Here is a 23,889-nt window from a genome sequence, read left to right as displayed (position 1 = left end):
CGATGTCCACCACCCCGGCGATCAGCGTCCGCGGGCTGCGCAAGGCCTACGGCGAACACACCGTGCTCGACGGTATCGACCTGCGGGTCGAACCGGGCACCGTTTTCGCCTTGCTCGGGCCCAATGGCGCGGGCAAGACCACCACCGTCCAGATCCTCTCCACGCTGCTTGCCCCGGACGGGGGTGACGTGTGGGTGGCCGGATGCGAGGTGCGGCGGGAGCCGGACGGGGTCCGGGCCGCGATCGGCGTGACCGGGCAGTTCTCCGCTGTCGACGACCTGCTCACCGGGACGGAAAACCTGCGGCTGATGGCCGATCTGCGCCACCTCGGCCGGGCGGGCGGACGTGCGCGGGTGGCCGAGCTGCTGACGCGGTTCGACCTCACCGACGCGGCCCACCGGCTGGCCGGCACCTACTCCGGCGGCATGCGGCGGCGGCTCGACCTGGCGATGAGCCTCGTCGGCTCGGCGCGGATCGTCTTCCTCGACGAGCCGACCACCGGGCTCGATCCGCGCAGCCGGCGCACGATGTGGTCGATCATCCGGGACCTCGTGGCCGATGGGGTCACCCTCTTCCTGACCACGCAGTACCTGGACGAGGCCGACCAGCTCGCCGACCGGATCGCCGTGCTGGACCGCGGCCGGCTCGTCGCCGAGGGCACCGCGGACGAGCTGAAACGGCTCGTCGCCGGCGGCCACGTGCGGTTGCGCTTCTCCGACAACGCATCGCTGGACGCGGGTGCGCGGCTGTTCGGCGAAGCCGTCCGCGACGACGACGCGCTCACCCTGCAGGTGCCGAGCGACGGCGGGGTCCGGTCCCTTCGTGCGCTGCTGGACCGGCTCGACGCGGCGGACGTGGAAGTCGGCGAGCTGTCGGTGCACCTGCCCGACCTCGACGACGTGTTCCTCACCCTCACCGAACGGAGCGTGACCGCTGATGCGTGACTCGGTCGTCATGGTGCGCCGCAACCTCAAGCACCTGATGCGCTACCCGTCGATGACGCTGGTGCTGCTCGCGATGCCGGTGATCTTCCTGCTGCTGTTCGTGTACGTCTTCGGCGGTGTGCTCGGCGCCGGTATCGGCGGGGGCCGCGGGACCTACCTCGACTACGTGGTCCCGGGCGTGCTGCTGATGGCGATCGCCGGTTCGGTGCAGGGGACGGCGGTGTCCGTGGCGATGGACATGACCCAGGGCATCGTCGCCCGCTTCCGCACGATGGCGATCAGCCGCGCGGCGGTGCTCACCGGGCACGTGGGGGGCAGCTGTGTGCAAGCGATGCTGAGCGTCGTGGTGACACTGGGGCTGGCGGTCGCCATCGGGTTCCGGCCTTCCGCGGACCTGCCGCGCTGGCTGGGCGTGCTCGGCATGCTCGCGCTGCTGGCGTTTTCCCTGACCTGGCTGACGGTCGCGCTCGGGATGGTGACCAAGAGCGTCGAGGGCGCGAGCAATCTTCCGATGCCGCTGATCCTGCTGCCGTTCCTGGGCAGTGGCTTCGTGCCCACCGGCTCGATGCCCGCCGGACTGCGGTGGTTTGCCGAATACCAGCCGTTCACGCCGGTGATGGAGACGGTGCGGGGCCTGCTCCGTGGTACGCCGGTGGGCTCGAATCCGTTGCTGGCGCTGGGTTGGTGCGTGCTGATCAGCCTCGCCGGGTACCTGTGGGCACGTCGGCTGTTCGAGCGGAACCTGATTCGCTGAGCACCTCGTGGGCCAGCGCAATCGCGTCCGCGACCGGGGCTTCGGCAGGCGCGTGCTCGCCGAGGCCCCGGATCGAGGCTTCGACGGCGGCGGTGTCGGGGGAGCCGTGGTCCGGTCCGCCGCGCAGATCCGTGGCGGCGCGCAGCAGTAGGGCAGCGTCGGTGATCCGGCCCAGGCGCACGGCGTGGTCGGCGACCCCGACCAGGCTCTGTGCCAGGTAGACCACGTCGTTGACCTCGAGGAACAGGTCCAGGGCCCGGCGCCGGCGGACGCGTGCCGAGTCCAGATCGCCGGCGCCGGCGTCGAGGTAGGCGTGCGAATGCTCCAGCATCGCGCGGAACACCGGGTGCATGGTGGTGTGGCCGAGCAGGGCTTCGGCCCGCTCCAGGTTCAGCCGTGCGGTGGCCGGATCGCCTTGCCAGCGGGCAAGATCTCCCTTCGCGTGAGCCAGGCCGGCCAGCGCGTCGGGGAACGTGACGGTCGCCGATTCGAGGTCCGCCGCGGCGATCGCGGCCGCCGCACCCGCTTCGTCGCCCAGGTGCAGCAGCAGCTGCGCTTGCCGGCCGCGCGCCCAGATGGCGTCCTCGAGTGCGCCCAGCTCGCGCACGGCGTCGACGGATTCCCCGTACAGCGCCGCGGATTCGGCCAGCGCGCCACGCCGGGCGACGAGCTCGGCGAGCCCGCTCAACGCCAGCGACGCCCCCCAGCGTTCCCCGCTGAGCCGGAACAGCCGTACCGACTCCCGGCCGTCCTCCTCCGCCGCGGCCACGTCGCGGTGGACGCTCACCTGCAGCCGGGACCGGTTCAGCAGGGCGTGCGCCCGCAGCCACGGATCCGGGTCCACCACCAGATCGTCCAATGCGGACAGAGTGGGCGGCGTACCGTCCCTGCCACTGCGCAGCAACTCGTGCGACGGGACCATGAACCGCAGGATCGGATGCTGCCGCGCGACCCGGCCGCCGGCCAGCTCCAGCGCCGCGTCCACCCAGTCGTCGGCACTGCGGTCGTCGGCCAGCCCGGCGGTCATGAGCAGCGCCCGCATCGCGTACGCGGTGGCCCGTGCCCCGTCGTCCACCCGGCCCGGCACGGCCAGCGCGGCCGCGATCAGGTCGAGGCCTTCCAGTTTGTGCCCGGTCAGCAGCCAAAACCACGAACAGCTGACCACCAGCCGGACGGACAGGGCCGCGTCGCCCGCGGCGATCGCACTCCGGATGGCGGCGACGAGGTTGCCGTGGTCGGCTTTCAGCCGGGGAAGCCAGTCGAGTTGTTCGATAGCGCGCAGATGGCCGTCGGCGCGTTCGGCCAGCGAGGCGAACCACTGCGCGTGCGCCTCCCGCACCGCTTCGCCCTCACCCGCCTCGGCCAGCCGCTCCAGGCCGTAGGCCTTGATCGTCTCCAGCATCCCGTAGCGCGGCTCGGGATCGCCGGAGACGGTCAGCAGCGATTTGTCGACCAGCGGGAGAAGCGAGTCGGCGCCGCCCTCGCAGACCGCCTCGGCAGCCTCGGCCGTCGCGCCGCCGGAGAACACCGCGAGCCGGCGAAGCAGCCGGCGTTCGTCCGGTTCCAGCAGATCCCAGCTCCAGTCGACGACCGCGCGCAGCGTCCGGTGCCGCGCCAGCGCCGTGCGGCTGCCCCCGGTCAGCAGGCGAAACCGGTCGTCGAGCCGGGCCGCGAGCTGCGGCACGGTCAGCGACCGCAGCCGCGCCGCGGCCAGCTCCACGGCCAGCGGCATTCCGTCGAGCGCCCGGCAGACCCGGACCACATCGTCCACAGTGGAATCGTCAACGGTGAAGCCCGGCCGCACCGCGGCGGCCCGGTCGGCGAACAGGCGCACCGAGGCGCAGGTCATCGCCTCGGGTGCGCCGGCGCCCTCGGCCGGGAGCGTCAGGGGTTCGACCGGCCACAGCGCTTCACCGGTCACCGCGAGGGCTTCCCGGCTCGTGGCCAGGACGCGCAGCAGCGGGCACTCGCCGAGCAGTCGTTCGGCCAGCTCCGCGGCCGCGTCGATGACGTGCTCGCAGTTGTCCAGCACCAGCAGGGTTTCCCGGCCGCGCAACGCTGCCACCGCACGGTCCCGAGGTGAGCCGCCGGCGTGCAGCCCCAGGTGCACGTGCCCGCGTTGTTCGAGTGCGCCGAGCACGGCCTGGGCGAGATCCGTGCCGGGGGCGGCCGAGGCGAGCTCGATGAACCAGACGTCGCCGTTCGCTTCACTCAGCAACCGGTGCCCGGTCTCGCCCGCGAGACGGGTCTTCCCTGCGCCGCCCGGCCCGATGAGCGTGGTGAGCCGGTATTCACCGACGAGCTTGGCCACCTCGGCGACGTCCGAGTCGCGGCCGACGAAACTGGTGAGCCCGGCGCGTAGATTCGTCCGCGGTCCGGTCGCAGTCGTACCGCTGTTCTCGCGCAGCAGCGAAGTGTGCACTGTGGACAGCTCGGCGGACGGATCAGCGCCGAGTTCGTCAGCGAGCGCGGCCCGGATCCGCGCGAACACCCGCAACGCTTCGGCCGGCTGTCCAGCGGCATGCAGCGCGCGCATCAGCGCGGCCGCCAGCCGTTCGCGCAGGGGGTGCTGGGCCAGGAGTTCGGACAGCTCCGTGGTCAGGTCCGCTCCGTGGCCGAGGCGCAGTGCGGACTCGGCGTGGTCTTCGGCGGCAGTGAGCCGGAGTTCGGTGAGCCGGGCGACGGGAGCCTGGAAGAACTCGCCGTCGGCGACCTCACCGAGTGCGGGTCCACGCCAGAGGTCGAGTGCTTCGCGCAGCAGCCGCACGCGGGTGTGGTCGTCTCCCGCGGCGCGGGCAGCGGTGACCAGCTCCTCGAACCGCGCCACGTCCACGGTCGCGGCGGGCAGCCGGTACCCGGCGGGCGTGCTCTCCAGATCCGCGCCGGCCCGCCGCAGCCGGGAGACGAGTGCCTGCAAGGCATTGGCGGTGGCCGGCGGATGTGCTCCCCACACCGCGTCCACCAGCCGTCCCGGCGCGACGACCCGCCCGGGCTCCAGCGCGAGCGCGCTCAGCAACGTCCGCACCCGGACGCCGGCGACCTCGACCTCGGCGCCCGCGTCGGTCCGCACCTCGAGGGGTCCCAGCACGCCGATCCGCACCACCCGATTCTGCCGCGTCCGCGGACGTCCCGCGTCCGGGTTTTCCCCGGATCCTCGATTTAGTGGTGTCGACTCCAAATTTGGAGTGTGCTTCAATGAGCGGTATGGGACTGCGCGAGCGGAAGAAGCGGGAGACCGTCCGGCGGATCGCCGACACCGCGCTCGGGTTGTTCGCCGAGCGGGGGTTCGACGCGGTGACGATCGCCGAGGTGGCCGAGGCCGCCGATGTTTCGGTCAACACCGTCTACAACCATTTCCGGGTCAAGGAGGACCTGGTGCTGCCGCCGGACGAGGCGTCGGCCGGGCGGCTGGCCGGGATCGTGCGGGCGCGGGAACCGGGGGTTTCCGCGGCCGGGGCGGTGCTGGCGCACCTGCGTGGCGAGATCCGGCGGCGGGAACGGACCGTGGGGCTCACCCCGGGGTTCGGCCGGATCCTGCCGATGATGCTGGCCGCGCCGACGCTGGCCGCCCGGTTGCACGCGCTCGGCGAGCAGATGGTCACCGAGCTGGCCGAGCTGCTGGTGGCGGAGACCGGCGCGGATCAGGCCGATCCGGTCCCGGGGCTGGTCGCCGCCCAGATCGGCTGGGTGCACAGCCTGGTGTTCGCCGAGATCGGCAAGCGCACCGTCGCCGGGGAGGTCCCGGACGACATCGCGAAGGCGGCCGAAGACCTGCTCGACGCAGTGGAAGGGCTGCTCGGCGAGCGAGTGCTCGGCTATGCGACCAGGAAGGAGAGCTGACATGGACGCGTTCCGCGTGCTTATCCGCGGCAAGTTCGACGGTCTCGACGACGCCGGCCGCGCCGCGCTGGCCGCCAAGGGCGGCGACCTGATGTTCAGCGAGGCCGGCACGTTCACCTACGACGTGAACGCGACCGCGTTCACCTTCCGCTGCCAGGTTCCCGCCGGGCCGGACGACGACGAGAAGACGGCGAAAGCCCGTGCCACCACGGCATTGCGGGCGCACGGGCTGCCCTGCCGGGACCTCAACTACGCGGTCACCGATCTGCGGGCGATGCGGGTGCGGCGCAAGAAGCGTTAGCCGGAGGTCGCGTCGTTCCCGCCGTTCGGCGCGCTTCGTACCTACAGTGGCCGGGTGACGACGGCTGCTGAGGACCAGCGTGACCAGGCCGAAGCGCGGGTGTCCGCACTTCGGCGGCAGCTGCGTGCCGGCTTGGCCGAGCTGCCCGCGCTCGCGGACGCCGAACGCACCCAGGCACTCGACGTGCTGGTGGCGCGGGCGGAGAACCTGCTGCGGACGGAACAGGACGCGGAGGTGGCCGCCGAGCAGGTGCGGCTGGCCCGGATGGAGTCCAAGCGCGCCGTGGTGCAGCGGACGGTGCTGTATCTGGCCGTCGCGCCGGTCGCGGCCGGCATGGTGAGTGGCGCGCTGCTGCTCTTCGGCGTGCTCGGCGTGGCGTGGGTGCTGTTCGCGCTGCCGCTGCTCGGCGCCGGGCTGCGTATCGCGTTCGGCCCCATCGGCCCGACGCCGCTGATGGTGGGCCGCCGGCTCCGTGCCGCCTACCTCGGCGCCCTGGCCGCGGTGCTCACCACCGTCGCGCTGCTCGTCCCCGGCGGTACGGCCGAGACCGTGCTGGTCGTCCTCGCCGCGGTCGCCACCGCGGCGACGGCGGCCTGTCTGGTGCAGGAGGTCCGGTGACCTATTCCGAGTACTACCCGGACACCGACTACTACGTGGACGAGGACGGTCCGGCGACCGAGCAGGATCCCGAACTGCTCGCGTTGTCCGACACCGTGGGCGGCATGCAGGAGACGGTCGAGGACCTCGAATCCCGCACGTCGCGCGATCTGACCGAGCTGCGCGAAACCGTCGAAACCTTCACCGAGACCCATGCCCGGCACGAATCGCGGCTGGACCACACGGCACGGCAGCTCGAACGGCTCCGCCAGCGGTTGCTGGTGCTCGAGCGCGCCGTGCGGGTGTCGGAGAAGGTTCCCGTGGTCGACCTCGACGACGTCGGGCCGGAGGTGCGGAAGCTCGCCGCGGAAGCGCAGCGAAGGCACGCGCTCACCGCGCAGCTGCTGACGCCGAGCCAGCGGCGCCCGTACGAGGAGGACACCGAACGTCTGCCGCAGGCCCGGGAAGCCTTGGCGCGCAGCGAAGAAGCGTTGATCGGTGTGCTGGAAGCACTGGCGGGCAGCGAACGTGGCGGGCCGGGACGGGCCGAAGCGCAGGAGCGGCTGCCCGAGGTGATCGCCCGCCGTCGTGGCGTACTGGACCGGCAGCTGCCCGCCGCGGTGCAGGATGCCGAAGCGGCACACCAGGTCCTGGCCGCGGACGAGGTGACCCGTACCCGGGTGCTGCCACAGATCGAGAAGTCCGAACGCGACTGGGAAGAGCTGCACCTGCGGCTGCGCGAGCGGATCACCGGCGCCATCGGGTCGAGCGCGCTGCTGCCGGTGTGGTTCACGCACGCCTTCGGCGTCGCCCCGCCCACCGGCGCGGCGGGCGACCGCTGGATCCGCGCGGCGACTTCGGCACTGGCCTACCGCGTCACCCACGGCGTCGCGGACCCGGCGCTCCCACTGGGAGAACCGCCGGCCGAGGACACCGACTGGACCGAACCACAATGGTCCTGGCGGGCCCGCATCGAACACGACATCGAAGAACTGGACGTCGGCGGGGACTAGCCGCGGGTCCTGTCCCCGGGAAGTCGCGGCCGCCTCGGCAGGGCGGTGGCGGGATCATCGCCAGGTGATCAAAGCGATTTTGTGGAGGCTGCGCGCCGGTGCGCCATGGCGTGACCTGCCTGATCGCTATAGACCTTGGAAGACCGCGCATGAACGGCTGCGGTTGTGGACCTGAGACGGCACCGGGGACAGGATTCCGCGCCGGGTGATCGTCAGAGACGACGCCCTCTCCTGCGACGGAGAGGGACTCGGGCGGTCCCGCGGCGGGCTGGGCACCAAGATCCACCTCGCGGTGGACGGGTGTGGTCTGCCGATGCGTTTTCTGCTCACCCCGGACCCGCGGGTGACAACCCGCAGCTGGTTCCGTTACTGGACGGCATCAACGCGGACCGGTCGCGGGCCGGGCAGGGCGCGACGCCGACCGGAGACGGTGATCGCGGACAAGGCGTATTCACACCCCTCGACCCGGCAGCCGCGGGTCAGCCCTCGGGAAAGGCGAAGAACTCCAGCGCGATGTTGTCCGGGTCGCGGAAGGAGATCCCGCTGCCGTAGTGCGCCTTCTTGATTCCGTCGTGTGCGATGCCCAGCTCGGTCAGCTTCCGTGCCCACTGCTGCAGATCGGCCTGCGAGCCGACCGCGAAGCTGATGTGATCGAGGCCGGTGCGCTCCTCCGCGAAGCGGTCACCGGACTCCCGCCCCTGGTGGGTGTGCAGCCCGAACAGCATGCCCCCGTCGAGGGCGTAGACGGCGTGGTGGAACCTCCCGCCCTCCTCGTCCTCGTCGAGGACGGGCTCGGCGCCGAACAGCGCGGAATACCACCTCGCGCTGCGCTCCAGGTCGCTGACGGTGATCGCGACGTGCTGCAGGCCGGGGAAAGCCACGGGACGACTCCTCTGTCGATCGGCGGAGGGGATCCGCGCGGCGGACCGGCCCTCCGGCTATCTCTTGATACAGAATGTGGCCCGGTCGTAAGGCAATTGTCAAGTAACGGGCGGCAGTCCCGTGCGGGACGGGGCTCAGTGCGGCTCGGCCGGGGCTTCGGTGGTGGCCGGCGCCAGTTCCCGTTGTGCCCAGGCGACATCGCGCCACGCGCCGTGCTTCCAGCCGATCCGGCGGTAGGTGCCCACGGGCTCGAAACCGAGCGCGCGGTGCAGTCCGATGCTCGGCTCGTTGGGCAAGGTCATCCCCGCGACCGCCGTGCGGAAGCCGCGCTCGGCGAGGCGGGCGAACAACGCCTCGTACAGCGCCCGCCCGCCGCCGGTACGGCGCCGGCCCAGCTCCAGGTACACGCTGACCTCGCACGACCATCGGTAGGCGGCCCGTTCCTTGAACGGAACCCCGTAGGCGTAGCCGGCGACCTGTTCGTCCACTTCGAGCACCAGCCACGCGTGGGTCCTGCTCGCCTTGGCGATCCGCGCGGCCATCTCCGCCGGGGTGGGCGGCTCGGCCTCGAAGGTGATCGTGGTGTCGCGGACGTACGGCGCGTAGATCGCCGCGCAGGCCGCGGCGTCCCGCTCCTCGGCAGGTCGAATCAGCATGGACACTATAGTAAACAAATCCCGCTGCTATAGTCGACAGCTGTGTCCGATGCCCTCACCGGTTCGCTGGCCACCGCGCTGCGTGCGGCCCGCGAGTCCCACGAGCTGTCCGCCGGCGCGCTGGCCGAACGCTCCGGCGTTTCCCGCGCCATGATCGGCAAGATCGAACGCGGGGAAGCGCAGCCCACCGCGGTGCTGCTCAGCCGGCTGGCCACCGCGCTGGGGCTGACGCTGTCCGAACTGGTGGCCCGCGCGGAGGGTGGCGACCGCGGCCTCGTCCGCCGCGCGGACCAGCCGACCTGGCAGGACCCGGTGACCGGATACGTCCGCCGCGCGGTCTCCCCGCCAGGGCACGGGGCGACCGAACTCGTCGAAGTCGAGCTGCCGTCGGGCGCCGAAGCCGGTTTCCCGGCCGGCTCGTACGCCTTCGCCGGCCACCAGATCTGGGTGCTGTCCGGCCGGCTCCGGTTCCACGAGGGCGAGCACCGGCACGACCTCGCCGCGGGTGACTGCCTGCGGCTCGGCCGTCCGGTGGACTGCGCCTACGAAAACCCGGGGCCCGAACCCTGCCGGTACCTCGTGGTGCTCACGAAACGCTGAGGCTCACGCCAGCTCGGGAACCACCTTGTCGGTGAACAGTTTCACGCCGGAACGGTCGTAGGCCGACTCGACGAAGTACGCGATCGCGTACGTCATGCCGAGCCCTTCCAGCTCCTTGAGCCGCTCCACGATCTGCTCCGGAGTGCCGACCAGCGGACCGGTGGCGTAGTTCTGGTAAGCGTTCTCCAGCACGTCCGCGGGCAGGTGCGGCGCGTAGTGCGCGCGGATCCAGGCCAGCCGGTCGGCCACGTCCTTCTCGGTTTCGCCGATCACCACGTTGTAGTTCGCGGACCGGACGATCGCGTCGAAGTCCGTGCCGAGGTCCTTGCAGTGCGCGGCGAGCACCTCCGACTTCTGCCGGAAACCCTCCGCGTTGCCGACGAAGTTCGTGTAGGAGGCGTACTTCGCCGCGGTGCGCAGGGTCTTCTTCTCCCCGCCGCCGGCGATCCACAGCGGAATCCCGCCCTCCTGCAACGGAAGCGGACGGGCGATCGCGCCGTCGACCTGGTAGTGCTTGCCCTCGAGGGTGGCCTTGCCCTCGGTCCACAGCTGGCGCATGATCTGCACGCCCTCGTCGAGCTGGCCCAGCCGCTCGCCCGCGCTCGGGAAACCGTAGCCGTACGCCCGCCACTCGTGCTCGTACCAGCCGCCGCCGATGCCCATCTCGACCCGGCCGCCGGAGATCACGTCGATGGTCGCGGCGACCTTCGCCAGGTACGCGGGATTGCGGTAGCCCATGCAGGTGCACATCTGGCCCAGTCGGACCCGGTTCGTCGCGGCGCCGTAGGCCGCCATCAGGCTCCACGCCTCGTGCGTGGCCTGGTCACTGGGCACCGGCACGGTGTGGAAGTGGTCGTAGACCCAGATCGATTCGTACGGGCCCGCGTCGGCGTAACGGGCGAGGTCGAGCATGGTCGTCCAGTGCTGCGCGGGGTCGATGCCGACGAGATCGTGGCGCCAGCCCTGGGGAACGAAGAGTCCGAATCGCATACCCCGACCGTATGCCTGGAGCTGCTCCATCCGCGCGCCGATTTCTACAGCCGAGGCAGGCGCTGTGCGCTTTTCCCCAGCTCGGCGTACGGATCACCCACCCGCGCCACCCGATCCAGCACGGTACGCAGGGTCCAGCGGTCCGGCGTGAGGTCCGGATCGTCGAGTTCGTCCCAGTTCAGGGGGACCGACACCGGACCACCCGGGCGTGGCCGCACGCTGTAGGGCGCGACGAGGGTCTTGTTCAGCACGTTCTGCGTGTAGTCGAGCCGGGCCAGCCCACCGCGCCGGTCCTTGTGCCAGGCCCAGCTGATCAGGTCCGGCACGGTGCGGCCGATCGTCCTGGACACCGTCTCGGCGAACCCGCGCGTCTCGGCGTAGGTGTAGCGCGGCTCGATCGGCACCCACACCTGGATGCCGCGCTGGCCGGTGGTCTTCGGCAACCCGGTCAGCCCGAGGTGTTCCAGTGCGGTGCGGTGCAGGCGGGCGAGCGCCAGCACGTCGTCGAACGACGTCTCGGGACCCGGGTCGATGTCGAACAGCAGCCACGTCGGATGCTCCACGTCGGAGATGCGGGACGTCCAGGCGTGCAGCTCCAGCGCGCCGAAGTTGGCCAGCCACGCCAGGTCGGCGACGCCGGACGGGACGAGGTACTGCTGCACGTCGTCCGGTTCGGCGGCCTGGTAGTGCCAGCGCCGCAGCCACTTCGGCGCGTGGCCAGGGACTTCCTTGTGCCAGAAGCCGGGCTTGTCGATCCCGCCGGGGAACCGGTGGGTGTTCAGTGCCCGGCCGGCCAGGTAGGGCAGCATCGTGGGGGCGATCCGGGTGTAGTACTCGACGAGCTCGCGTTTGGTGATCGGCTCCTCGCCGTCCCGGCCGGGAATGAGCACCTTGTCCAGGTTGGTGAGCTTCAGCTGCCTGCCCGCGACGGTCCAGGTGCCGTTCGCACCCAGCTCGTGCAGTGCTTCCAGCTCCTCCTCGGACGCGGGGTCCACCACGGTCTCCAGCGGCACCTCGGCCTGGTCGGCGGGCAGGTCGCCGCGCCACAACGCCGGTGGGGCGTCGGCGATCTCGTCGTTGGTGAGGCCGCTCTTCACCGACTTCGGATGGTCCTCGGCGTCCCAGCCGCGGCTGGCGTGCTCGTCCTGCTTGTGCAGCAGCAGCCACTGCTTGCCGTCCCCGTCGCGGCTCGGGTGGACCAGCACGAAGCGGCCGGCCAGCTTGTCCCCGAACAGGTCGAAGTGCAGGTTCCCGTCGGCCAGCGCCTGTTCCGGATCCTCGGTGTCCACGGGCTGCCAGGTACCGCGGTCCCACACGATCACGTCGCCGCCGCCGTACTCGCCGCGGGGGATCACCCCCTCGAAGTCGGCGTAGTCGAGCGGATGGTCCTCGACGTGCACAGCCATCCGCCGCGCCTTCGGATCCAGCGTCGGTCCCTTCGGCACGGCCCAGCTGACCAGGACGCCGCTCAGCTCGAGGCGCAGGTCGTAGTGCCGGCGCCGGGCCCGGTGGCGTTGCACCACGAACCGGTTGCCCGGACTGCCCGCGGTGTCCGAACCGGAGGGTTCGGCGGTCTTGGCGAAGTTGCGCATGGCGCGGTACTTGGCAAGTCGTTCCGCCGCTGGGTCCATCCCCGCAGTTTAGGGGACGACCAGCGCCGGGTGCCGTGTTATAAACGCCGTGACCTGCGTAAAGCGTCCTTGGGGGATCAGCGAGATGGCCCATTTGCTGCACATCGACTCGAGTATCAGCGGCGCGCGGTCGGTGACCCGCAAGCTCACCGCGCGTGCGGCCGCGGTCTGGCGGGCGGCGCATCCCGGCGCCCCGGTGACCTATCGCGATCTGGGTGCGGATCCACTGCCGCACCTGGACAGCGAGACCGGCCTCGCCCGTTTCATCCCGTCCGCGGAGCGCACGCCCGCCCAGGCGGAGTCGGTGCGGCTGACCGAGGAGGTGCTCGCGGAGGTGCGGGCCGCCGACACCGTGCTGCTGGGCCAGCCGCTGTACAACTACGGTCCGCCGAGCGGGGTCAAATCGTGGATCGATCACCTGGTCGCGCGTGGGTTCAGCATGGACGCCGAAACCGGGGAGGGCCTGCTCGGCGGCCGCGACTTCGTGGTCATCTCGGCTCGTGGCGGGCGGTACGGCCTCGGCAGCCCACGGCACGGCTGGGACCACGCCCAGACCTGGCTGCCGTGCGCGCTGAGCTGGGTCGGCATGGAGGCACGCTTCGTCACCGTGGAGATGACCGCGGCCGCCTGGGTCTCCGAGATGACCGAGCTGCGCGCCCGTGCAGTGGAAAGCCTCGCCGCCGCGGAACGCGAGATCGACGCCCTCTGGACCCCGGTCACCGCCTGACCCGGCCGCGCACGCGGGCGACCTCGCGACGGACGTGAAGGGCTTCGTGAACGGTTTCGCGCTAGACGAGGTCGCTGTGCCGGATTCGGTACACCTGCAGGCGCAGGCCGTAGTACTTGGTGGTTTCGCCGACCCACTGCATGCCGAGGCGTTTCGCGGTGGCGTTGGCGCGCGTGTTGGCCGGACGGGCGACCGCGAAGAGCTCGTCGGTGTCGTGCTGGGCGAAGGCCCATTCGATCAGCGCGCGGGCGGCTTCGGTGGCGTAGCCCTGCCCCCAGGCCTCCGGGTGCAGCTGCCAGCTCAGCTCGAGGTCTTCCTGGTACGGCGGCAGCAGCCGGATGCCCAGCCCGCCGACCACCCTGCCGTCGGACCGGCGTTCCACCGCCCAGCGCCCGCGCGGCGGGATCAGGTTCGGCTGCGCCTCCTGCCAGGCCTGCAGCACCGAGCGCATCGCCGCCGCGTCGGTGACCTGGTCCATCGCCGGCGTGAGCCAGTGGGTGACTTCGGACGAGCCGTAGATCGGGTACGCGGCTTCGGCGTCCTCTTCCGACCAGTCCCGGATCACGAGACGGTCGGTCGTCAGCGGCATGCTCATGTCCGAACGGTACGCCGGTCCGGGCCGTTTTCGGCAGTGATCCGGGACGCAGTACCGACGACGTCCTCAGTGGACGGATCGGCGTCCGGCGCCCGGGTAGGGTGGAGCCGTGGAGATCTGGGTGAACCCCCGTTGTGCGAAATGCCGCTCGGCGGTGTCACTGCTCGACGAAGCGGGCGCGAAGTACACCGTGCGGCGGTACCTCGAGGAGCCGCCGGCCGAGGACGAACTCGTCGCGGTGCTCGGCAGGCTCGGCCTCGAACCGTGGGACATCACCCGCACCGGGGAGAAAACGGCCGGTGAACTCGGACTGAAATCGTGGCCCCGCACCCCGGAGGAACGGCCGCGGTGGATCGCCGTGCTCGCCGCGCACCCGGAGCTGATCCAGCGTCCGATCATCACCGCGGACGACGGCACCACGGTGGTGGCCCGCGACGAGCAGTCGGTGCGTTCGGTGCTGGAGCACTGACCGACTGGGGCACTGGCCAGGCCGGAGCACTGACCGGCCGGAGCACTGGCTCGACCGGAGCACTGACCGACTGAAGTACTGACCCGCCGGTCTCAGCCGCCGAACGCGACGGCGAGCAGGGCGGCCGCCAGCAGCAGGACGTACGCGATCGCGTGCCCGCGGTCCGGGAGCCGGTCGGCGACCCGGCGGAGCACCGCGATCGCCGGCAGGGAGCCGGCCAGCAGGGCGGCTGCGGCGACCGGGTCGAGGTAGCCCGCGGGGCCGCTACCGGCGGTGGCGTAGACCGCGGTGCCGATCACCGCGACCGGCACGCTCAGCGGGTTGGCCATCGCGGTGGCGCCGGCCATGGCGAGGCCCTTGCGGCGCAGCAGGGGCACCGTCAGCACACTGCCGCCGACCCCGAGGAAGCTCGCCACCGCGCCGATGCCGATTCCGCCCACCGTGGTCGTGACCGGACCGAGCGGCCGCGGTTCTCCGTGCGCGCGAAGGAATCCACCGCGTAGCACACTGTCCACAATGGTCAGAGCGAGATACCCGACGAACAGCACGCGCAGCACGCCGTCGCCGATCCGGGTGGCCAGCACCGACCCGGCCACGGCGCCGGCCGCGATGAACGCGGCCAGCGGCCACACGTACTCCCGCCGAAGCCGTCCGGCGCGGGCCTGCACGATCGTCGCGGTCACCGAGTTGACCACCATCACCGCGGTGGACGTGGCGACCGCGACGTGCATGGCGTCACCGCTGCGGGTCACCGCGGCGACCACCGGCACGGTGACGAACCCGCCGCCGAAGCCGAACAGCACCGTGGTGACTCCACTGAGGCAGCCGAAGAGGAACAGCACCAGGATCGAGGGGAACACCGGGGTGACGTTAGGGCTCCGCGGTCGCGGCGCGCATTCGAACGTTTGCCAGGTTCTTTCGCGGAACGGACACTGGGTCCATGCGTAACGTCCCGCTCGGCGAGGTGGACGGCATCCCGCGTGCCGTACTGGCGATCAGCACCGACTACCCGCCGGAGCACGTGCTGCCCCGGCACCGGCATCGCCGCGCGCAGTTCCTCTACGGCGCCACGGGTTCCATGCGGGTCGAAACGGCCGACGGCACCTGGACCGTCCCGACCCGCCGTGCGGTCCTGATCCCGCCGGAGACCGACCACGGCGTCGTGATGACGAACGTGACCACGCGCAGCCTCTACCTCGAGCCGTCGGCGGTGCCGTGGTTTCCCCGCCGCTGCCGGGCCGTTGACGTTTCGCCGCTCCTGCGGGAGCTGGTGGCCGAAGCGGTGCGGCTGCCGCCCGAGTACCCTCGCCGCGGCCGGGACGCGGCGCTGATGTCCTTGGTGCTGCACGAGATCTCGCGATGTGTGCCGCTGCCGCTGGAACTCCCGCAGCCACAGGATGACCGGCTACGGGCGTTGTGCCGGTCCTTTTCGGACACTCCGGATGTGCACGACCCGCCGTCGCGCTGGGCACGCGAACTGCACGTGAGCGAACGAACGGTGCACCGCCTGTTCCGCGCGGAAACCGGGCTGAGCTTCGCCCGCTGGCGCGAGCGCGCGTGTGTCCTGCACGCGCTGCCGTTGCTGACCGCGGGCCTGCCGGTGGCCGAGGTCGCCGCGCGTCTGGGCTACGAAAGCCCCGCCGCGTTCAGCACCAGGTTCACCCGCCTGCTGGGTGCGCCGCCACGGGCGTATCACGCCGTGGACTGAGCTGTCCGCGGTTTTCCGCCGTTCGCCCGGCCGGGACCACTACGATGTGCCGCCATGAGCACGCCAGGGGGGCCGCAGCAGCCCGAAGCACACCAGCCGGAACCACCCGTCCCGAACGCGGGATGGTCACCACCGGCCGCACCGAGGCAACCGGCGCCGTCCGGTCAGGGAGGTCAGCCGGGTTACGCGGGCCAGCCCGGCCAGCCGGGCTATGCGGGCCAGCCCAGCCAGCCCGGTCACCCGCCGCAGACGGCGCAGACCGCGCAGTCCGGCTACTCCGGTTATTCCGGTTATGGCCAGCCAGCCCAGTCGCAACCCGGCTATCCCGCGCAACCAGCCCAGGCCCAGCCCGGTCAGCCTCAGTCCGCCCAGACGCAACCAGGTTACCCCGCGCAATCCGCCTACTCCGGCCAGCCGCAGCCCGCGATGGCCCAGCCCGGTTATCCGTCCCAGCCACAAGGCTTCGCCGCGCAGCCACCGCCCGGCCAGCCGTTCCCGGGGCAGCCGCAGCAGGCGTGGCCGGGTCAGCCGTATCCCGGTCAACCGCAGGCGGTCAGTGGTCCGCTCACCACCGCCGGGCTCGGGGCGATTCCGGCGGGGATCGGGATCGTGCTGCAGGTGGTCGCGTTGGTCGCGGTGCCGTGGGTCAGTGTCACCAGTACAGGGCAGCCGGCGAGCCTGACGTTCCTCGACCTGATCAGGGCCTCCGCCAACGCGAGCGGGTTCACCCAGGTCTACGTGCAGATCATCGCCATCGTCGCGACGGTCCTGATGCTCTACTCGTCGCTCGCGTGGACGCTCGGGGCCTACCGGGGCCGGCGGTCCACCCGGCTGCTCAGCGGGATTCGCAGCCGGGAGCTCACGCGGGCGAACTTCTGGTGGTACCGCACGGTCAATGCCGCCAGGGCGGTGGTGATCCTGATCGTCCACGTCGCCGGGATCATCGCCGTGTTCTCGGACGACTTCTCCGTGATCGGGCTCGGGCCCTGGCTGCTGGCCGGTGGCGGTTTGCTGATCGCGGCCGGCATGGCGGTCGGCCCGCGGCAGGGGCCGGGCCTGCCCTGAGCGGGCGCGCCGCGCGGGCCCGGGACAGTACCGAGCGCGTCCGGAATCCGGCCGTGATCGGTACTCTCCCGGGCGTGGAGCACCGTCCGGATTCCGATGCGCAGCGCTGGCTGCTCGGCTGGCGTCGGCTGCTGCTGGACGTCGGGCTGCTCGTGTTCCCCGTCGTCGTGCTGACGCAGGCCGGGCGGTCGCCCGGTGCGGTGGCGCTGGTGCTCGCGTTCTGCGTCTGCTACGTGGGCGCGGCGTTCGCCGACTACCGGGCGTGGCCGCGGGTGTTCTGGTGGCTGACCGGCGTGCTCGGGCTGCTGTTCCTGGCCGCGTTGCCGTTCACCGGGGCCGACGGGTTCTACCTGCTCGTCGTGGTCGCTTCGCTCGCCGTGCCGCGGCTGCCTCGCGGCGGCGGGTACGTGCTCGCGGTGGCCGCGGCCGCGACGCTGGTGGTGCCGTGGCTGGTTCCCTCCTGGCAGAGCGGCCCGGCGTGGGGGCAGACGGTCGCGCTGGTGTTCACCGTGCTGATGATCTCCGTGTTCGCCGAGGCGATCCGGGCGAACCGGGAGCTGGTGCGCGCCCGCGCGGAGCTCGTGCGCCTCGCCGCGGACGCGGAACGCGCGCGGATTTCGCGGGACCTGCACGATCTGCTCGGCCATTCGCTGACCGCCATCACGGTCAAGAGCAACCTCGCCCGCCGGCTCGCGATCAAGGGAGCCGGCCGGGCCGTCGACGAGATCACCGAGGTCGAGCAGCTTTCCCGGCAGGCGCTGGCGGACGTGCGCGCGGCGGTCTCCGGCTACCGCGAGGTCACGCTGGCCGGTGAACTCGCCCGCGGGCGCGAGTTGCTGCGTGCCGCCGGGATCACCGCCGATCTGCCCACCTACGCCGACGGCGGGTGTCCGGAACTGTTCGGCTGGGTGATCCGCGAAGGCCTCACCAACGTGGTCCGGCACGCGCGGGCCACCTCGTGCACGGTCCTGCTTTCGGCCACTTCGGTCGAGGTGCGCGACGACGGCGTGGGGGGTTCGGCGGGCTCCGGCAGCGGACTGTCCGGATTGCGGGACCGGGTCGCCGAGGCCGGCGGCACGATGGAGGCCGGACCGGTCCGGCCGCGGGGCTGGCGGCTCCTGGTCACGGTGGAGGCACCGGCGTGACCGTCCGCCTGCTGCTCGCCGACGACCAGGTGCTGGTCCGCCAGGCACTTCGCGCGCTGCTGGAGCTGGAGGACGACTTCACCGTGGTGGCCGAGACCGGCCGCGGTGACGAGGTCCTCGACGCCGCGCGCGAGCACCGGCCGGACATCGCCCTGCTCGACATCGAGATGCCCGGGCTCGACGGGCTCGCCGCGGCCGCACTGGTCACCGAGCACGTGCCCGGTACGAGAGTGGTCGTGCTGACCACGTTCGGCCGGGCAGGCTACCTGCGCCGGGCGATGGACGCGGGCGCTGTCGGGTTCGTGGTGAAGGACGCTCCGGCCGAGGCGCTGGCCGACGCGATCCGCCGGGTGCACAGCGGGGAACGGGTGGTCGATCCGGCGCTGGCCGTGGCCACGCTGGCCGCCGGCGAATCCCCGTTGACCGCGCGCGAACGGGACGTGCTGATCGCCGCCCGCTCCGGTTCGTCGGTCGCCGGGATCGCGGGCAGCCTCCACCTGTCCGAGGGCACCGTGCGCAACTACCTGTCCGCCGCGATCGCCAAGACCGCCACCCGCAACCGCATCGAAGCCCTGCGGGTCGCCGAAGAACGGGGCTGGCTCTAAGCCCTGTTACCCTCGCCCCAACTCTTAGGTAAACCTTGCCTAATAGCTGGATGTGTGGTGGGGTGACCGGGTGATCGAGGGAGCACGTGAGTACTGAGCTGGTGGCGGCGAGCCCGCCGGTCGTGGTGCGGCCGTACCGGGTGGCGTACGCCGAGGTGCTCCGGGTGAGCGAGGTGACCCCGCACATGCGCCGGGTCACGCTCGGCGGCCCGGACCTCGCCGGGGTCACCAGTGCCGGGCTGGACCAGCGGATCAAGGTTTTGCTGCCACAGCAAGGGCAACCGGAACCGATGGTGGCGCGGACGCCCGACTGGTACGCCCGTCACCAGCAGCTGCCCGAGGAACTCCGACCGGTGCTGCGCACGTACACGGTCCGCGCGTTCCGTCCCGCGGAGCCGGAGATGGACGTCGACTTCGTGCTGCACGGCGACACCGGCCCGGCCACGCGCTGGGCCGCCCGCGCCCGGCCCGGTGACCGGCTCGTCGTGGTGGCTCCGGACGTCCGGCACGACCTGATCACCGGGTACGAGTTCCGGCCGCCGGCCACGGCCGCGTGGACGCTGCTCGCCGGCGACGAGACCGCTCTGCCCGCTCTCGGGTCCATTGTGGAATCACTGCCGGACGGACACCGCGCGCTCGTCTTCGCCGAGGTCCGCGACGCCAAGGCCGAGCAGGCGCTGGCGGTTCCCCGTGGAGTCGAGCTGACGTGGGTCCGCCGGGATCGTGGACAGACCCTGCTCGACGTGCTCCGCGCCAGGGAACTGCCGCAGGGGCCCGGATACGCGTGGCTCGCGGGGGAGGCGAGTGCGATCCGGGACCTGCGCCGGCATCTGGTGGCGCAGCGGGGCTTCGCCAAGGACGAGATCTACTTCGCCGGGTACTGGAGATTCGGTGAGCGATCTTGACGTCCGCGTGGCCCCCGGGGCCGGTCCCGGCCGGGCCCCGCTGAGTCACGCTGCCTGGGTGCGGCTGCTGGGGCTGCTGGTCGTCGCCGGACTGCTGCTTTTCGTGGTGCTGTTGAGCATTTCGGTCGGGGCACAGAGTCTGCCGCTGGGCACGGTCTGGCATGCGCTGTGGTCCGGCGCGCACGACTACGACAGCAAGGTCATCCTCGACCTGCGGCTGCCGCGCACCCTCGTCGGCGTCGCGGTCGGCGTCGCGCTCGGGCTGGCGGGCACGCTGATGCAGGCGCTGACCCGCAATCCGCTCGCCGATCCGGGCATTCTCGGGGTCAACGCCGGCGCGGCCTGCGCGGTGGTGATCGCGGTGGCCTACCTGGGGTTGAGTTCGCCGCTCGGATACGTGTGGTTTGCCTTCCTCGGCGCGGGAATCGCCTCGCTGGTGGTGTACCTGCTGGGGTTTCGCGGCAGCGTCGGCCCGGTTCGGCTCGCGCTCGCCGGTACCGCGGTGTCGGCCGTGCTCGGGGGCCTGACCTCGACGGTGCTGGTGCGGGACGCGGCCACGCTGGAGGTGGTGCGGTTGTGGCAGGTCGGTTCGCTGGCCGGCCGCGATCCGGCGGTGACCACCCAGCTGCTGCCGTTCCTGGTGGCCGGCGCGGTGCTCGCGCTGACGGTGGCGGCTCCGTTGAACGCGCTCGCGCTCGGGGACGAACTCGGCGGGGCGCTCGGCGTGCGCACCGGCGTGACCCGGGTGCTCACCGGGATCGCGGTGATCCTGTTGTGTGGCACGGCGACCGCGATCGCCGGGCCGATCGGGTTCGTGGGGCTGGTGGTGCCGCACGCGGTGCGCATCGTCTCCGGCCCGGACCAGCGCTGGCTGATGGCGTACTCGATGCTGGTCGCGCCGGTGCTTCTGGTCGGCGCCGACATCATCGGCCGGTTCGTGGTGCGGCCGGGGGAGCTGGAGGTCGGGGTGATGACCGCGGTGATCGGTGCGCCGCTGTTCATCGCTCTGGTGCGCAGCCGGAAGAAGGTGCGGTTGTGACCCACGGCGTGGTCGTTCCCGCGGAGACGACATGAGCAGCGCGCTGGCCGGCAAGCCGGTGCGGCTGTGGGGGGACCGGATTTCCGCGCGGGTGCGCGGCAGGCAGGTCGTGGTGTGCGCGGCGCTCGCTGCCGGCCTCGTGGTGGTGCTCGTGCTGAGCCTGATGCTGGGGGACTATCCGGTGCCGGTCGGTCGGGTGCTGTCCGCGCTGTTCGGCGGGGGCGCCCGGCTGGACCGGTTCTTCGTGCTCGACGTGCGGCTGCCGCGGGCGTTGCTGGCCATGGCGATCGGTGCCGCGCTCGCGCTGGCCGGCGCGATTTTCCAGCGGCTGTCCGGGAATCCGCTGGGCAGCCCGGACATCGTGGGGTTCAACGACGGTGCCGCGACCGGTGCGTTGCTGGTCACCCTGGTGCTCGGCGGGGTGTCGGTGTCCGCGCCGCTCGGTGCGGTGCTGGGCGGTTTCGTCGCCGCGGTGGCCATTTACCTGCTGGCCTACCGGGGCGGGGTGCACGGGCTGCGGCTGATCCTGGTCGGCATCGGGGTGAGCGCGATCCTCACCTCGGTCCGCTCCTACCTGATCACCCGCGCCGACCTCTCGGCCGCGCAGGGTGCGCTGGCCTGGCTCATCGGCAACCTCAACGCGCTCGGCTGGGATCAGGCCCGCCCGGTGCTGATCGGGCTGGCCTGCGCGGTTCCGGTGCTCACGGTGCTCGGCCGTGGCCTCGGCCTGCTGGAGATGGGTCACGAGCGCGCCGCCGGGCTCGGGGTCGCGGTGCAGCGCACCCAGCTGCTGTTGCTGCTGGTCGCCATCGTGTTGACGGCGCTCGCGGTCGCCTACGCCGGTCCCATCCAGTTCGTCGCGCTGGCCGCGCCGCAACTCGCCCGGCGGCTGGCGCGGACCGCCGGATCCGCGCTGGTGACCACGGCGCTGATGGGAGCCGTGCTGCTCGGCTGCGCGGATCTGGTGGCCCAGCGGCTGTTCGCGCCCACCCAGATCCCGGTCGGCGCGGTCACCCTCGTGCTCGGCGGTGCTTACCTGGCGTGGCTGCTGCACACCGAACGGCGGGCGGGGCGAGCTTAGTCACGCTCGGAAATGTGGCGTCCACCCAATTGACCTATTGGTCACCAGATTACTTAGGTTATGCTCGCCTAAGTTGAACACGTGGTGACGAGACAGATGGGGCATGCGGTGACGAATCCGTTCGATGACGAGGACGGCCGGTTCTTCGTGCTGGTGAACGACGAGGGGCAGCACTCGCTGTGGCCCTCGTTCGCCGAGATCCCGGGCGGCTGGCGGCAGGTCTACGGCGAGGCGGACCGCCAGTCCTGTGTGGACTACGTCGAGACGCACTGGACCGACCTGCGGCCGAAGAGCCTCATCGACGCGATGGAATCCGATGCCTGAGCCGGAATCCGGTGAGGTACGGGGCCTGAGCAGACGGGAGCTGTTCGGCGGTGCGGTTTCGCTGGCCGCGGTCGGGGCACTCGGCTACCGCGCCTTGGTGGCCGAGCCCGGCGCGCAGGCCGCGGCGAGCACGCCGACCGTCCACACCGGACACCACGGCACCGTCGTCCCGGCTGCGAACGCGACAAGGCCCGGTGGCGACATCGCGCCGTCGGTCAAGGACCTGACCCCGTTTCTCGACCGGCTCCCCGTGCCGCCCACGGTGCGCATGCGGGAGCAGGACGGAGTGTCCTACGCGACGGTGACGATGCGGGAGTCGTGGGTGCGCCTGCATTCGCAGCTGCCGCGTACCCGGGTGTGGGCCTACGACGGGCGGTATCCCGGTCCGACGTTCGACGTGCGTCGCGGGCAGAAGCTCCGCGTCACCTGGACCAACGAACTCGGCGGGGACTATCCGCTGCAGGTCGTGGAGCTGCCCTTCGCCACCGGAAGCGAGCCGTACCAGTGGGACCGGCCCGGCAAGGAAGGCGGAACGCCGCGCGAAGACGTGGCCGCGCTGCCGCCGTGGGTCGCGGTGCATCTGCACGGTGCGCTGACCGGCGGCGGGCAGGACGGCTGGCCGGAGAACGCGGTGCTGCCGGGGCAGTCGCAGCTCTCGGAGTACGAGAACGACCAGGCGTGCGCCACGCTGTGGTACCACGACCATGCCATGCACATCACGCACTTCAACGTGCTGGCCGGCCTGAACGCGGGCTTCTACCTGATTCGCGACGATGAAGAGCGCGCGCTCGGGCTGCCCTCTGGTGCGCACGAGATCCCGCTGGTGCTCTCGGACCACAATCTGGACACCGACGACGACGGGCTGCTCGACGGCGGCGTGCTGTACAAGACCATCGTCACCAATCCCGAGGGCGTCCGGCTGGTCCGGCCGTTCACCGGGCCGTATTCGCTGGTGAACGGGGTCATCTGGCCGTATGCCGAGGTGCAGCCGCGGTGGTACCGGTTCCGGCTGCTGAACGCGTCGAACATGCGGCCCTACAGCCTGCGGTTCGAGGACGAGCAGGGCAACCGCGTGCCGGCCGGCACGGTGCGTCAGATCGGCGCGGACGCCGGACTGTTCCCCGCACCGGTCACTGTGGACGGTGACCTGGTGATCACGCCGGCCGAACGGGCGGATCTGCTCGTCGACTTCTCCGCGTTGCGGGGCAAGAAGATCCGGGTGCGCAACGGGTTCGCCACGCCGCCGGTGCCGTGGGTGATGGAGTTCCGCGTGGGCGGTTCTCCGGTGCGGGACCCGTTCCGCCTGCCCGCGAAGGTCTCGCTGTCGTTCCGCCGGGTCACCGATGCGGAGCTGGAGTCGGTGCCGGAGCGCGTGGTGGTGGTCACGCCGGTGTCGCCCCCGGATGCGCAGATGTGGGAGATGGAACGCACCGAAGCGCCGGAGGGTCCGTTGCCGATCGACGGGATCGTGCAGGTCCAGCAGGGCGACGGCAGCGTGGTGACCTACCGCAGGGTGGCCTCGATGCCCTCGGACGCGGTGCAGTTCACCGTCGCGCGCGACAGCTGGGAACGCTGGACGTTCTTCAACGTGGAGCCCGCGGCCGGCGCGTTCCCGCATCCGATGCACCTGCACGCCTGCTCGTTCCAGGTGCTGGGCAAGGAGAAGTGGGATGTCAGTGGCTTCCGTTACTTCAAGCTCGCCGACGGGAAGAGCTGGGGTGGTGGCACCGCGACGCCGATCAAGCGCACGCAGGCCGAGGAGATTCCGCGGGGGGAGCGGGCCTGGAAGGACGTGGTGCCGATGTGGCCGGGCCAGAAGGTCAGCATCGCGCCGCAGTTCGCCCGGGTCAGCGGCCGCTACGTCTACCACTGCCACACCTACGAACACGAGGACATGGCGATGATGCGCCCGTTCGTGGTGATGCCGCCGGAGGTGCTGGCGATGGACCCGCACACCGGTGGCGGCGGGATGGCCGGACACCGCGGCCCGCATTCCTGATCAGTCGAGAATCCGGGGG

General features: G+C 71.5%; 26 protein-coding genes and 1 pseudogene. 19 read left to right on the top strand and 8 right to left on the bottom strand.

Features of this window, described 5'->3' with window-relative positions; translation table 11 throughout:
• The first annotated feature begins 2 nt into the window (after positions 1-2).
• Both BJY18_RS16315 and BJY18_RS16310 read left to right on the top strand, forming a co-directional pair.
• A complete protein-coding gene (locus BJY18_RS16315; protein WP_184780794.1) occupies positions 3-944 on the top strand; it encodes an ATP-binding cassette domain-containing protein in 942 nt (313 codons plus the stop codon).
• Positions 937-1,698, top strand: coding sequence for an ABC transporter permease (locus BJY18_RS16310; RefSeq protein WP_184780793.1), 762 nt, complete (start codon positions 937-939; stop codon positions 1,696-1,698). The genes BJY18_RS16315 and BJY18_RS16310 overlap by 8 nt, the downstream gene beginning before the upstream one ends.
• On the opposite strand, the gene BJY18_RS16305 is transcribed toward BJY18_RS16310, so the two are convergent.
• Positions 1,640-4,798, bottom strand: coding sequence for an AfsR/SARP family transcriptional regulator (locus BJY18_RS16305; protein WP_184780792.1), 3,159 nt, complete (start codon positions 4,796-4,798; stop codon positions 1,640-1,642). The genes BJY18_RS16310 and BJY18_RS16305 overlap by 59 nt on opposite strands.
• Positions 4,799-4,902: 104 nt before the next feature.
• Here BJY18_RS16305 and BJY18_RS16300 point away from each other — a divergent pair, with 104 nt between their 5' ends.
• The 5 genes and pseudogenes from BJY18_RS16300 to BJY18_RS38045 form a co-directional block, all read left to right on the top strand.
• A complete protein-coding gene (locus tag BJY18_RS16300) occupies positions 4,903-5,538 on the top strand; it encodes a TetR/AcrR family transcriptional regulator (protein ID WP_184780791.1) in 636 nt (211 codons plus the stop codon).
• Between the two features lies 1 nt (position 5,539).
• Positions 5,540-5,839, top strand: a complete 300-nt coding sequence (locus tag BJY18_RS16295; protein ID WP_221457770.1) for a DUF6204 family protein — start codon at positions 5,540-5,542, stop codon at positions 5,837-5,839.
• Between the two features lie 54 nt (positions 5,840-5,893).
• Positions 5,894-6,457: a hypothetical protein gene (locus BJY18_RS16290; RefSeq protein WP_184780789.1), complete on the top strand. Its 564-nt coding sequence runs from the start codon at positions 5,894-5,896 to the stop codon at positions 6,455-6,457.
• Entirely contained in the window at positions 6,454-7,449 is a 996-nt protein-coding gene (locus tag BJY18_RS16285; RefSeq protein WP_184780788.1) for a hypothetical protein, read from the top strand. The genes BJY18_RS16290 and BJY18_RS16285 overlap by 4 nt, the downstream gene beginning before the upstream one ends.
• 49 nt (positions 7,450-7,498) lie before the next feature.
• Positions 7,499-7,621, top strand: a pseudogene (locus tag BJY18_RS38045) (transposase); the annotation flags it as partial.
• A 307-nt stretch (positions 7,622-7,928) separates the two neighbouring features.
• Here the strand turns inward: BJY18_RS38045 and BJY18_RS16275 are convergent.
• Both BJY18_RS16275 and BJY18_RS16270 read right to left on the bottom strand, forming a co-directional pair.
• A complete protein-coding gene (locus BJY18_RS16275; RefSeq protein ID WP_184780786.1) occupies positions 7,929-8,330 on the bottom strand; it encodes a VOC family protein in 402 nt (133 codons plus the stop codon).
• A 135-nt stretch (positions 8,331-8,465) separates the two neighbouring features.
• Positions 8,466-8,987: a GNAT family N-acetyltransferase gene (locus BJY18_RS16270; RefSeq protein WP_184780785.1), complete on the bottom strand. Its 522-nt coding sequence runs from the start codon at positions 8,985-8,987 to the stop codon at positions 8,466-8,468.
• A 42-nt stretch (positions 8,988-9,029) separates the two neighbouring features.
• Between BJY18_RS16270 and BJY18_RS16265 the strand changes: the two genes are divergently transcribed.
• Positions 9,030-9,587 (top strand): helix-turn-helix domain-containing protein, encoded by a 558-nt coding sequence (locus BJY18_RS16265; protein WP_184780784.1) that lies wholly within the window; start codon positions 9,030-9,032, stop codon positions 9,585-9,587.
• Between the two features lie 3 nt (positions 9,588-9,590).
• Here BJY18_RS16265 and BJY18_RS16260 read toward each other — a convergent pair whose 3' ends face one another.
• The gene (locus tag BJY18_RS16260) at positions 9,591-10,577 is read right to left on the bottom strand and encodes an LLM class F420-dependent oxidoreductase (protein WP_184780783.1); all 987 of its coding nucleotides are present in this window, start codon (positions 10,575-10,577) and stop codon (positions 9,591-9,593) included.
• A 44-nt stretch (positions 10,578-10,621) separates the two neighbouring features.
• Positions 10,622-12,208: a non-homologous end-joining DNA ligase gene (gene ligD, locus BJY18_RS16255; RefSeq protein ID WP_184780782.1), complete on the bottom strand. Its 1,587-nt coding sequence runs from the start codon at positions 12,206-12,208 to the stop codon at positions 10,622-10,624.
• An 85-nt stretch (positions 12,209-12,293) separates the two neighbouring features.
• Here ligD and BJY18_RS16250 point away from each other — a divergent pair, with 85 nt between their 5' ends.
• A complete protein-coding gene (locus tag BJY18_RS16250; RefSeq protein WP_184780781.1) occupies positions 12,294-12,935 on the top strand; it encodes an FMN-dependent NADH-azoreductase in 642 nt (213 codons plus the stop codon).
• 61 nt (positions 12,936-12,996) lie between these two features.
• Here BJY18_RS16250 and BJY18_RS16245 read toward each other — a convergent pair whose 3' ends face one another.
• Complete coding sequence (locus BJY18_RS16245; protein WP_184780780.1) at positions 12,997-13,530, bottom strand: GNAT family N-acetyltransferase; 534 nt, start codon at positions 13,528-13,530, stop codon at positions 12,997-12,999.
• A gap of 109 nt (positions 13,531-13,639) precedes the next feature.
• Between BJY18_RS16245 and BJY18_RS16240 the strand changes: the two genes are divergently transcribed.
• On the top strand, positions 13,640-13,999 hold the full coding sequence (locus tag BJY18_RS16240; protein ID WP_184780779.1) for an ArsC/Spx/MgsR family protein: 360 nt from the start codon (positions 13,640-13,642) through the stop codon (positions 13,997-13,999).
• 92 nt (positions 14,000-14,091) lie between these two features.
• Here the strand turns inward: BJY18_RS16240 and BJY18_RS16235 are convergent, their stop codons facing one another.
• On the bottom strand, positions 14,092-14,859 hold the full coding sequence (locus tag BJY18_RS16235) for a sulfite exporter TauE/SafE family protein (protein WP_184780778.1): 768 nt from the start codon (positions 14,857-14,859) through the stop codon (positions 14,092-14,094).
• Positions 14,860-14,939: 80 nt separating this feature from the next.
• On the opposite strand from BJY18_RS16235, the gene BJY18_RS16230 reads away from it, so the two are divergent.
• Positions 14,940-15,707, top strand: coding sequence for an AraC family transcriptional regulator (locus BJY18_RS16230; protein WP_184780777.1), 768 nt, complete (start codon positions 14,940-14,942; stop codon positions 15,705-15,707).
• 126 nt (positions 15,708-15,833) lie between these two features.
• On the opposite strand, the gene BJY18_RS16225 is transcribed toward BJY18_RS16230, so the two are convergent.
• Positions 15,834-16,085, bottom strand: coding sequence for a hypothetical protein (locus BJY18_RS16225; protein WP_184780776.1), 252 nt, complete (start codon positions 16,083-16,085; stop codon positions 15,834-15,836).
• A 48-nt stretch (positions 16,086-16,133) separates the two neighbouring features.
• On the opposite strand from BJY18_RS16225, the gene BJY18_RS16220 reads away from it, so the two are divergent.
• From BJY18_RS16220 to BJY18_RS16185, 8 genes are all read left to right on the top strand, one after another.
• The gene (locus BJY18_RS16220) at positions 16,134-16,772 is read left to right on the top strand and encodes a hypothetical protein (protein ID WP_184780775.1); all 639 of its coding nucleotides are present in this window, start codon (positions 16,134-16,136) and stop codon (positions 16,770-16,772) included.
• A 74-nt stretch (positions 16,773-16,846) separates the two neighbouring features.
• Entirely contained in the window at positions 16,847-17,917 is a 1,071-nt protein-coding gene (locus tag BJY18_RS16215; RefSeq protein WP_312873863.1) for a sensor histidine kinase, read from the top strand.
• Positions 17,914-18,522: a response regulator transcription factor gene (locus tag BJY18_RS16210; RefSeq protein ID WP_184780774.1), complete on the top strand. Its 609-nt coding sequence runs from the start codon at positions 17,914-17,916 to the stop codon at positions 18,520-18,522. Before BJY18_RS16215 ends, BJY18_RS16210 begins: the two co-directional genes overlap by 4 nt.
• Positions 18,523-18,608: 86 nt before the next feature.
• Complete coding sequence (locus tag BJY18_RS16205; RefSeq protein WP_221457765.1) at positions 18,609-19,427, top strand: siderophore-interacting protein; 819 nt, start codon at positions 18,609-18,611, stop codon at positions 19,425-19,427.
• Positions 19,414-20,466 (top strand): FecCD family ABC transporter permease, encoded by a 1,053-nt coding sequence (locus BJY18_RS16200; protein ID WP_312873862.1) that lies wholly within the window; start codon positions 19,414-19,416, stop codon positions 20,464-20,466. Before BJY18_RS16205 ends, BJY18_RS16200 begins: the two co-directional genes overlap by 14 nt.
• 31 nt (positions 20,467-20,497) lie before the next feature.
• Positions 20,498-21,547 (top strand): FecCD family ABC transporter permease, encoded by a 1,050-nt coding sequence (locus tag BJY18_RS16195; RefSeq protein WP_184780773.1) that lies wholly within the window; start codon positions 20,498-20,500, stop codon positions 21,545-21,547.
• Between the two features lie 108 nt (positions 21,548-21,655).
• Positions 21,656-21,871, top strand: coding sequence for an MbtH family protein (locus BJY18_RS16190; protein ID WP_312874105.1), 216 nt, complete (start codon positions 21,656-21,658; stop codon positions 21,869-21,871).
• Positions 21,864-23,870: a multicopper oxidase family protein gene (locus tag BJY18_RS16185; protein WP_184780772.1), complete on the top strand. Its 2,007-nt coding sequence runs from the start codon at positions 21,864-21,866 to the stop codon at positions 23,868-23,870. The genes BJY18_RS16190 and BJY18_RS16185 overlap by 8 nt, the downstream gene beginning before the upstream one ends.
• Positions 23,871-23,889 lie beyond the last annotated feature (19 nt).

Source organism: Amycolatopsis jiangsuensis (assembly GCF_014204865.1).
Lineage (GTDB): Bacteria > Actinomycetota > Actinomycetes > Mycobacteriales > Pseudonocardiaceae > Amycolatopsis > Amycolatopsis jiangsuensis.
The sequence above is the reverse complement of the archived record's forward strand: the minus strand, read 5'-3'. Positions and strand labels throughout refer to the sequence as shown.

Bases quoted from the DNA above. Each gene is read 5' to 3' on its own strand.
- BJY18_RS16270 (WP_184780785.1), bottom strand. From the start codon at position 8,987: ATGCTGATTCGACCTGCCGAGGAGCGGGACGCCGCGGCCTGCGCGGCG.
- BJY18_RS16260 (WP_184780783.1), bottom strand. From the start codon at position 10,577: ATGCGATTCGGACTCTTCGTTCCCCAGGGCTGGCGCCACGATCTCGTC.
- BJY18_RS16185 (WP_184780772.1), top strand. From the start codon at position 21,864: ATGCCTGAGCCGGAATCCGGTGAGGTACGGGGCCTGAGCAGACGGGAG.
- BJY18_RS16220 (WP_184780775.1), top strand. From the start codon at position 16,134: ATGGCCCAGCCCGGTTATCCGTCCCAGCCACAAGGCTTCGCCGCGCAG.
- BJY18_RS16300 (WP_184780791.1), top strand. From the start codon at position 4,903: ATGGGACTGCGCGAGCGGAAGAAGCGGGAGACCGTCCGGCGGATCGCC.
- BJY18_RS16250 (WP_184780781.1), top strand. From the start codon at position 12,294: ATGGCCCATTTGCTGCACATCGACTCGAGTATCAGCGGCGCGCGGTCG.
- BJY18_RS16245 (WP_184780780.1), bottom strand. From the start codon at position 13,530: ATGAGCATGCCGCTGACGACCGACCGTCTCGTGATCCGGGACTGGTCG.
- BJY18_RS16295 (WP_221457770.1), top strand. From the start codon at position 5,540: ATGGACGCGTTCCGCGTGCTTATCCGCGGCAAGTTCGACGGTCTCGAC.
- ligD (WP_184780782.1), bottom strand. From the start codon at position 12,208: ATGGACCCAGCGGCGGAACGACTTGCCAAGTACCGCGCCATGCGCAAC.
- BJY18_RS16310 (WP_184780793.1), top strand. From the start codon at position 937: ATGCGTGACTCGGTCGTCATGGTGCGCCGCAACCTCAAGCACCTGATG.
- BJY18_RS16230 (WP_184780777.1), top strand. From the start codon at position 14,940: ATGCGTAACGTCCCGCTCGGCGAGGTGGACGGCATCCCGCGTGCCGTA.
- BJY18_RS16315 (WP_184780794.1), top strand. From the start codon at position 3: ATGTCCACCACCCCGGCGATCAGCGTCCGCGGGCTGCGCAAGGCCTAC.
- BJY18_RS16195 (WP_184780773.1), top strand. From the start codon at position 20,498: ATGAGCAGCGCGCTGGCCGGCAAGCCGGTGCGGCTGTGGGGGGACCGG.